Genomic DNA, 8617 nt, shown 5'->3' on the forward strand with positions numbered 1-8617 from the left:
TTCGTCGGCATCTTAAGATGTTTTTAGAAGACAGCCATTGTAGGAACTCAGCGAAATTCGCCCGCCATCCGTGGCAACCAGCGTCGGTCCCTGTCCGGCGATATCCAGCATCGCTTGTGCGCCGGAGGCCTCCAGGCGCGCACCGTTTCGCACGATCACATAGGCGTCGGCCGACGTGGCCGTGGCTTTGTTCGCATCGCTTTCGCCGCCGATGATGATCGAGCCGCCCTTGCCGACCTGGCCATACACCCTTCCCAGCGCATCGATGCCGGTGGCCACACGACCGGCCACATCCAGCACCGCGTGCTCGCCGATCCAGATCGAACGGTTGTGAGTGTGCTTGTCTGCCGTTTGCGAGGAGTCGGCGACATTGATCGAGCCGAACTGCTGCTGACGGATATCGATCGTGCCGCCCCACGCATTCAACTCGCCATCGACCGTGAGCTGACCGGCGCTGCGCAGATTGATGCGCTGCCCCGGATCGACGCTGATGCGCGAGCCCTGCCCAAGGGTCAGGGTGTTACGAGTCGGATCGACTAAAGCGATCTCGCTGGAACCGGCCTGCAAAGTCAGGCTGGCGCCGCCACGCTGGGTCAGTTGCGCCTTGAGCGGGTTTTCCTGATAGAGCGGGGGCGTCCACAATTCCATCGCCTGCTGGGGCGCGGTACCACTGAGCAGATTGGCTGCCGCGTCACCAAAACGGTAGACCGGCATCAACACGTCAACGCGGGTGTCGTCCGCAACGTCGAGACGATTGAGGCCGATAAGGCTGTAGGCAGAGAAACCCTTGTCGAACAGATCCGGTTGCAGCTGCAGCGTGTTGTCGGCAAGGGGTTTATCGGACTGGCCGATAAAGATGTCGCCCGCCTGAATCAGCAGTCGACCGCCGCCGGACACACCGTAACCGCGCAGTTGGCCGTCCTGGGTCAGGTGGCTGTCACCCGGCGCAGACAAGGCGCTGGACTCCAGCGTCACATCACCGCCTTTGCCACCGCGAGTCTTGCCATTGGCCAGAATCGCGCCGCCGGAAGACACGTCCAGCAGACTGCCGGCACCGATTTCGATATCACCGCTGCTGCGGATCGACACCACGCCACCGTCCAGATACGCCAGGCTCGCGGCATCATCCGGGTTGGTCCGCAGGTTGCTCCACAGACCGCGCGTGTCCAGTTGCGCCCCTTCGGCCACACTCACGCGGGTGGCCTTGCCGGTCGGTGCGACGAGCCGGGTGTCGGTCAGGCGATCAGTGGTGAGCTGATTGAGCACGTTGCCCAGATGCAGGCTGCCACCGCGCGCGGTCAGGTCGGCGTTGACCTGCACGTCCGGCCCGTAGAGGGTGATGTCGCCGCCATTGTCGACGGTGACGGCACCTTGCACATCGATCTGTTCTCTGGCCGCCACTTTCAGCGCGCCCAGTTGCCAGTCGCTGAGTTGCCCGGCATCCAGAAACAGCTTGCCGCTGCGCGCATCGGACACCGCAGCGGTCAGATCCCGATCATTGCCGTCAACCGGCCGTTTACCGCCGATCTGCAGCTGATCGAGCAGCGGATTGAGCCCATAGAGCAAGCCACCGGAAGCCGCCACGTACGCCGGGTCGTAACTGCCGACAATCAACTGCCCGCGCCGCGCCAGCGCCGTCTGACTCTGCGCATAGCCATCCAGTACCGCACGCGGTGCCTGGGTCTGGCGTTCGCCCTGGTAAACCTCGCCAAGCAACTGGCCTTCCAGCACGGCGTTGCGGGTGCCGATCACCAGCTGCCCGGCATCGCGACCCACGGTGTAACCCGATTCCTGACGCTTGGACGGCGCAATCAACGGGGTGTAGTAATAACTCGTCTGGCCCCAGCGCTGACTGCTGTCTTCATAGCCCTTGTACAGCCCGGTGTAGAGCAGATCTCCCGGGGCCCTGGAGATTTCATACAGACGCCCGTCGGCACCGCGCAGCCAGCTCTGGCGAATCTCGCCGCTTTGTACATCCAGCGTGCCGCCGGACAGGTTGATCAGCGAACCTTTCTCGGTCACCACATCATTGCCGGCAAAATTCACCATGCCGCCCTGGGCCATCCACTCGCCGATGCTGTGGCCCTGGGTGCCGAGATAGCCGCCGACCTCCAGCAGACCGCCCGCCGTGTACCAGCGATCCGTGGCGTAGCCGTTGGTGCCGGCCGGGACGTAGACCAGTTCGCGCACATCGACCCACACATCATTGCTGTTGAGTGCACCTTTATCGCGGTTGCCCGAGGCATCGCGCTGCTCGTTGCCCTGGACGTTGATCTTGATGCTGTTGGATTCCATCGCGACTTTCACGCCGATGGCCCCAGACACATCGATCATCGCGCCGTCACGCACCAGGCTGCGACGCTGCGCCGCCACCGCTACCTGGCCGCCGGTGGCCAGGGTGATCGAGCCGTTCTGGAACTCGACGCTGCCGCCGCTCTGGATGTCGATACGCGACTGATCGCCGCGAATCCTGTTGTTCGGGGTAACCCCGGTCAGGGCGGCCTGACGCTGACTGTCGAGGGCGGTCAGGTCGCTGCTGTCGAGCAGGATCGCCGTCGCGCTGCCCTGCCCCAGAGTCACGCTGCCCTGGTTATCGGTGGCCGGATTGAGCAAGTGGATCGTGCCGCGAGTCGCGACCGAAGTGCTGGCCAGCAACACGCCGCTCTGCTCGACCTCGTGGCCGGTCAGGGTGATGTCGCCGGTTGCGGCCTGAATCAGACCGTTGTTGCTGACCTTGCCGGCAGCGCTGCCGGTCTTCAAGCCCGGCGTGACTTCGTTACCGAACGTCGTGGAAAAGGCGTTGCCTTCAGTGCCCGAGCCTTTGCGAATGTAAAAGCGATCGCCTGCGCCGAGCACGGTCTGGCCCTTGGCGGTGTTGATGCTGCCGTCGTTCTGCACTTCGCTGCCGAGCAGCAAGGCATAGCCGCCGGCATCCGTTGATTGGGCCGGCCGCGCCGTCTCGATGGACGCACCGCGTTCCACCAGCACTTTGCCGGCCGCGTCGGTGAACGTCGGCTGGCTGCCGGTGCTGTCGAAATACAGGCCCCGGTCGCGGAACTGGATATCAGTGATGTTGGCGGCGGCGGCCACCAGGTTGCGCACGTTGACCTGGCTGGTGCCGCTGAACACGATGCCGTTGCGGTTGATCAGCATCACCGTGCCGTCACCCTTGATCTGGCCTTGAATCTGGCTGGCCCGCGCGCTCGGGTCGTTGACCCGGTTGAGCACCGCCCAGTTTGACTGCTGGGCGAACTCGACCGTGGTGTTGCGCCCGACGTTGAAGGTCTCCCAGTTGAGAATCGCCTTGTCGGCGGTCTGCTCGATCTTCACGGTGGTCTTGCCGTCGGTCTGAGTCTGCTGCGGGCCTTTGGCGTTCTGCCAACCTTGCGTGAGGCTGTTGTCGACCTTCAGGCCGCCCTCACCCAGACCGTCAGGCACAAACTGCACGGTGCCCAGTGCCGCCGCACGACCGGCTGCCTGCGCTGCCTGTTGCGCCGCAATCGCAGCAACGGTGTTGTTCAGGGTCTGAATCGAGCGCTGCAACTGCTGGTTGGCTTTTTGCTGCTGCGCCAGCGGTGGCGTCATCCCCGGCAATCCGCCCACACTCGGGCGTGTGGCGGCGGCCTGTTGCGCCGCCCCCTTGGCGGCAAACCATCCCGAACTGAACGCGGTCGCCGCCTCGGCACTGCCCGCCACCAGGCACAAGGCAATCGCCTGCGCCAGGGGCTTGAGCAACCACAGCGCCGGATCGGCGGCCATGCGCTGCTGAGGCTGAACACGGGTACTGCGACGGGATGGGCGAGCGAGCATCACTACGAGATCCTTTTTGTTTGCCACACGAGGCCGCAGGTCGGCTTGCCCCTGCTGTTACGACATAGGCGGTTGGCGAAGCCCGCGACCGAACGGATGTCACACAAACTTCATGAATGAGGAGTAGATCGGCCAAAAAAAATGGCAGCAGCCCGAAGGCTGCTGCCATTTCATTGCCGTGAAGCGAGGCTTACAAAGGACGACCGACAGCGTTGCAGACGCTGGCGTTGTTGATGTCCAGGTTGTTGCCCGAGGTGTTGGTGACGAAGTTGGCAGTCACAGCCGCTTTCCAGTTGGTTGGAACCGGAGTGAAGCTGTGGGCGATGGTGGCAGCGTTGTTGCCCGGGTTGCTGTAGTGGGTGGTCAGGAAGGCTTTGACATCAGCGGCCACGGTTGCGTCCTTGTAGCACTGGCCGAAGATGAAGTTGGTGTAAGCCACGATCGGGTAACCGCTGGCCGGGTTAGGAACGACCGGTACCCACTGCGAAGGGTTCGAAGGGGTGGTTGGCAGAGCAGCCGAACCCAGTGCCAGCGAAACGTTGGCGGTGGTTGGCTGTACGCCGTTGACGCGAGCAACCACTGCGTTGCTGGCGGCGTTCACACCGTCCGGACCGACGTAACCGATGGAGCCGTCAACCGCGTTGACCTGAGTGGCCACGTCAGCAGTACCGGCAACGCCTACCCAGTTCGAAGGCAGGGTCGAACCGGCTGGCAGACGAGCGCTGGTGAACGTGGAGTTGGTGGCGAATTGGGTCGGGCAGATCGAGTTCAGGTGACGGGTCAGGATTTCCGAAGTACCGCTGGAAACGTTGCGATATACAACACGGATCGGCGTGGTGTCGGCAGTGCCCAGCAGAGCGCCCCAGGTGGTTTTGGCGCCGGAGAAGGCATCGCACAGCTGAGCGCTGGTCAGGTTCAGAGCGGTCTGACCGGATTTTTTGTAAGGGATGGCAACCGAAGTGGCCACCGATGGCAGCTGGATCAGCGGGCCGTACGAAGCGCCGAAGTTGGCGTTGTAGGTGCTGATTTCCGAAGCGCTGAGGATCGAGTCGCTACCGGCGAAGTGAACCGAACCGGTGGTGCTGAACAGCGCCGAGTTGTTGGTCAGGAACGCAGTCTTGCCGGTGCCGCTACCGGTACCGACGTAGCTGAAGTTGGCTGGCAGGATGCTGTTGCTAGAGCCTTTGTACAGAGCGGCAGGCAGAGTCGCGCCACCACCGGTTACGTTGGCAGCCATGGCCTGGGCGGAAGCCAGGGCAGCGACGGTCAGGGAAGCTGCGATCAGAGTGCGCTTGAACATGAAGAATCTCCTTTTCAACTGGGTTGGAAACACAGGTTTTTCAGGGTGCTTGCATGACACTGGGAAGACTCACCTGGCGCTGGCCCGGGTGAAGTCGCACTGAGAAATTCGCACCTTGCGGTGACAGATAAAGGAAAAAACCTCGGGAGCTGAACGGTGTTTTCAGCGGGATTTTCTCGGGTGTTTGCGCGGGTCGGCGGAGTGTCTGGATCAGGGGTTTGGCTGAATCGGGCTGGAGGCGTTGGCGGGTGGTTGCAGATGACAGAAAGGAGAACCCGAGGATGGGCCAGAGGAAGGTCGGGTGATGCTCAATCCGTAGGAAAAATCTGAATTATTTATTGCCCGATCCGGCCCTTTCGCGAGCAGGCTCGCTCCCACAGTTGAAATGCGTTCCCTTGTGGGAGCGAGCCTGCTCGCGAAGAGGCCCGCACAGACACCACTATTGCACCAGTTGGTTGATCTCAATGATCGGCAACAACACCGCCATCACGATCACCAGCACCACCCCGCCCATCACCACGATCATCAGCGGCTCAAGCAATGCGGTCATGCCCATCGCCCGCCGTTCGATATCCCGCGACAGGGTCTGCGCAGCGCGTTCAAGCATCGGTGGCAGCGCGCCGGTTTTCTCGCCACTGGCGATCAGGTGAATCAGCACCGGCGGAAACACGTTCTCCACCCGCAGCGCCGCCGCCAGGTTCACGCCTTCGCGGACCTTGGCCGTGGCTTCAGTGACGCTCAAACTCAAGCGGTCGTTGGACAGGGTCTGCCGCGCCGCCTCCAGTGCGCGCAACAATGGCACCCCGGCGCCGCCGAGAATCGCCAGCGTCGAGGCGAACCGGGCGGTATTCAGACCGAGAATAAAACGCCCGAAAAGCGGCAGCTTCAGCAGCCGATGATGCCAACTCAGGCGCGCCGCTGGATTGCGCAAATACAGGCGCCAACTCCAGAAACTTGCAGCCATAATCCCTGCGCACAGCCAGCCCCAACTGCGGATGAAATCACTGGCGTTTAGCATCGCCAGGGTTAAGCCAGGCAAGTCCTGCCGCGCCTGGGAAAACGCACTGACCACCTGCGGCACCACATAGCTGAGCAGAAAAATAACAATACCGATCGACACCAGCCCGACCACGCCCGGATAGATGAACGCGGTGAGAATCTTGCCGCGCAGGTTGTTGCGTTCCTCGATGTAATCCGCCAGCCGCTCCATGACCTGCGCCAGATCCCCGGACTCTTCCCCCGCAGCGATCAACGCCCGGTAGATCTCGGGGAAATCCCGTGGTCGTGCGGCAAGTGATTCGGCCAGGCGCATGCCGCTGCGCACGTCGGCGCGCACGGCGCTGAGGGTGTGGGCGATGTGTTTTTTCTCGGCCTGCTCCACCGTCGCGCTCAACGCGGCTTCCAACGGCAGGCTGGCGCCGAGCAGACTCGCCAGTTGCCGCGTGGCCCAGGCCAGATCGTTGTCCGAGAGCTTGGCGCTGAACAATCCGCCACCGCCATGACTGGCGACGTTGCTTTCCTTGTGCACCGACAACGCGGTCAGGCCACGGCTGCGCAACACGCCGAACGCGGCGGTTTGACTCTCGGCTTCCAGATGCCCGGATTCGATCTTGCCGGTGGCGTCGGCGGCTTCAAAACGATAGCGATTCATCAGGCGTCCCGGGTCACACGGAGGATTTCTTCCGGGGCGGTGGCGCCGCTGCGAATCCAGCGCTCACCGTCCTCACGCAGGCTGAACATCCCGGCCTTGCTCGCCGCCGCACGCAAGGCCTGCTCCCCTGCCCCTTGGTGAATCAGGGTGCGGATGTCGTCGTCGATGCAGAACAATTCGTGAATGCCGGTACGACCGCTGTAACCGGTGTGATTGCACGCCGCGCAGCCGAACGGGCGCCACGTCCCCGGTGTCGCCGGGTCTTCCTGTTTGCAGTCTTTGCACAGGCGTCGCACCAAGCGTTGCGCGAGTACGCCGAGCATCGACGAGGCTAACAGAAACGGTTCGACGCCCATGTCGATCAAGCGGTTGACCGCCGACACCGCGTCGTTGGTGTGCAAGGTCGCGAGCACCAGGTGCCCGGTCAGCGAAGCCTGCACGGCGATTTGTGCGGTTTCCAGATCACGGATTTCGCCGATCATGATGATGTCCGGGTCCTGGCGCAAAATGGCGCGTAGCGCGAGGGCGAAGGTCATGTCGATCTTGGCGTTGACCTGAATCTGGCTGATCCCCGGCAGGTCGTATTCCACCGGGTCTTCCACGGTGAGGATGTTGCTGGTGCTGGCATCGAGGCGCGCCAGTGCGGCATAGAGGCTGGTGGTTTTGCCGCTGCCGGTCGGCCCGGTGACCAGCACGATGCCGTGGGGCTGGCGGATCAGGTGGTCGAGTTTGGCCAGCACCTGCGCATCCATGCCGAGGGTTTCCAGATGCAGGCGCCCGGCCTGTTTGTCGAGCAAGCGCATCACCACCCGCTCGCCATGCCCGGTGGGCACGGTGGATACGCGAATATCAATAGGCCGCCCGGCCACACGCAAGGCGATGCGACCGTCCTGCGGCAAACGTTTTTCGGCAATGTCGAGCTGCGCCATGATCTTGATCCGCGACACCAGCGCACCGTGCAATGCCTTGCGCGGCGAGACCACGTCACGCAGCGTGCCGTCGACCCGATAGCGCACCACCGAATGGGTTTCGAAGGGTTCGATGTGAATGTCGCTGGCCTCATCCCGCGCGGCTTGGGTGAGCAAGGCGTTGATCATGCGAATCACCGGCGCGCCGTCCTGGGTGTCGAGCAGGTCGGTGATTTCCGGCATGTCCTGCATCAGCCGATCGAGATCGACTTCGTTCTCCGCCGCACCAACCACCGCCGCCGCGCTGCCGGTGTCGGCGTAAGCAGTGGCCAGCAGACCATCGAGTTCATCGTCGCGCACGCGCTGCACCGAGGTCGCGCCGAACTGGCGCCGCACCTCGCTGATCGACCAGCCGGGCGTTGACGGGCACACGGTCAGCACCCCGTCGCACAGCAGAATGCGCTGGGCCTTGGCCCAGGCGTAGGGCAGCGCACTCATCTCGTGCCCTCCCCAATCCCTGCGGCAGCTCCTACAGGTCCGGTGTTGTCCCCGACTCCTGTGGCGAGGGAGCTTGCTCCCGCTCGGGGGCGAAGCACCCGTAAATCCAGCCTGCAAGGTGTCTCTGGAAGAATGGGGTAGCCGGTTTTAGGACTGCTGCGCAGCCCAGCGGGAGCAAGCTCCCTCGCCACAGTCATCATGCTGTTCAAAAGCGTGTGCTCCCCAATCCCTGTGGCAATGCGATCCCCTGTAGGAGCTGCCGCAGGCGGCGATCTTTTGCTTTTAAAGATCAAAAGATCGCAGCCTTCGGCAGCGCCTACAGATCCGGTGTTGTCCCCGACTCCTGTGGCGAGGGGAGTTCTTGTGGTGAGGGGATTTATCCCCGATGGGCTGCGCAGCAGCCCCGAAACCTGCCATCGGAATCCATCTGACTGACCGCGTGCATAGGTT

Annotated in this window: 3 protein-coding genes and 1 pseudogene; all 4 read right to left on the bottom strand. The window is 63.0% G+C overall.

The annotated features are described in order from the left end of the window. Positions 1-33 precede the first annotated feature (33 nt). Positions 34-3810 (bottom strand): annotated as a pseudogene (locus tag J5M57_RS27330) (filamentous hemagglutinin N-terminal domain-containing protein); the annotation flags it as partial. Between the two features lie 190 nt (positions 3811-4000). Further along, positions 4001-5110 (bottom strand): substrate-binding domain-containing protein, encoded by a 1110-nt coding sequence (locus J5M57_RS27335; protein ID WP_207850137.1) that lies wholly within the window; start codon positions 5108-5110, stop codon positions 4001-4003. Positions 5111-5549: 439 nt separating this feature from the next. Continuing rightward, positions 5550-6761, bottom strand: a complete 1212-nt coding sequence (gene gspF, locus J5M57_RS27340; protein ID WP_169841493.1) for a type II secretion system inner membrane protein GspF — start codon at positions 6759-6761, stop codon at positions 5550-5552. Further along, positions 6761-8167 carry a type II secretion system ATPase GspE gene (gene gspE / locus J5M57_RS27345; protein WP_207850136.1) on the bottom strand — a complete coding sequence of 469 codons (1407 nt, stop codon included), beginning with the start codon at positions 8165-8167 and terminating at the stop codon, positions 6761-6763. Before gspE ends, gspF begins: the two co-directional genes overlap by 1 nt. Positions 8168-8617 lie beyond the last annotated feature (450 nt).

Origin of the sequence: Pseudomonas sp. 86_A (assembly GCF_017491705.1) — a bacterium.
Taxonomy (GTDB): Bacteria; Pseudomonadota; Gammaproteobacteria; order Pseudomonadales; family Pseudomonadaceae; genus Aquipseudomonas; species Aquipseudomonas koreensis.

What these genes read in the sequence shown, in the direction of transcription:
- J5M57_RS27335 (WP_207850137.1), bottom strand. Translation starts at nt 5,110, where the DNA reads ATGTTCAAGCGCACTCTGATCGCAGCTTCCCTGACCGTCGCTGCCCTG.
- gspF (WP_169841493.1), bottom strand. Translation starts at nt 6,761, where the DNA reads ATGAATCGCTATCGTTTTGAAGCCGCCGACGCCACCGGCAAGATCGAA.
- gspE (WP_207850136.1), bottom strand. Translation starts at nt 8,167, where the DNA reads ATGAGTGCGCTGCCCTACGCCTGGGCCAAGGCCCAGCGCATTCTGCTG.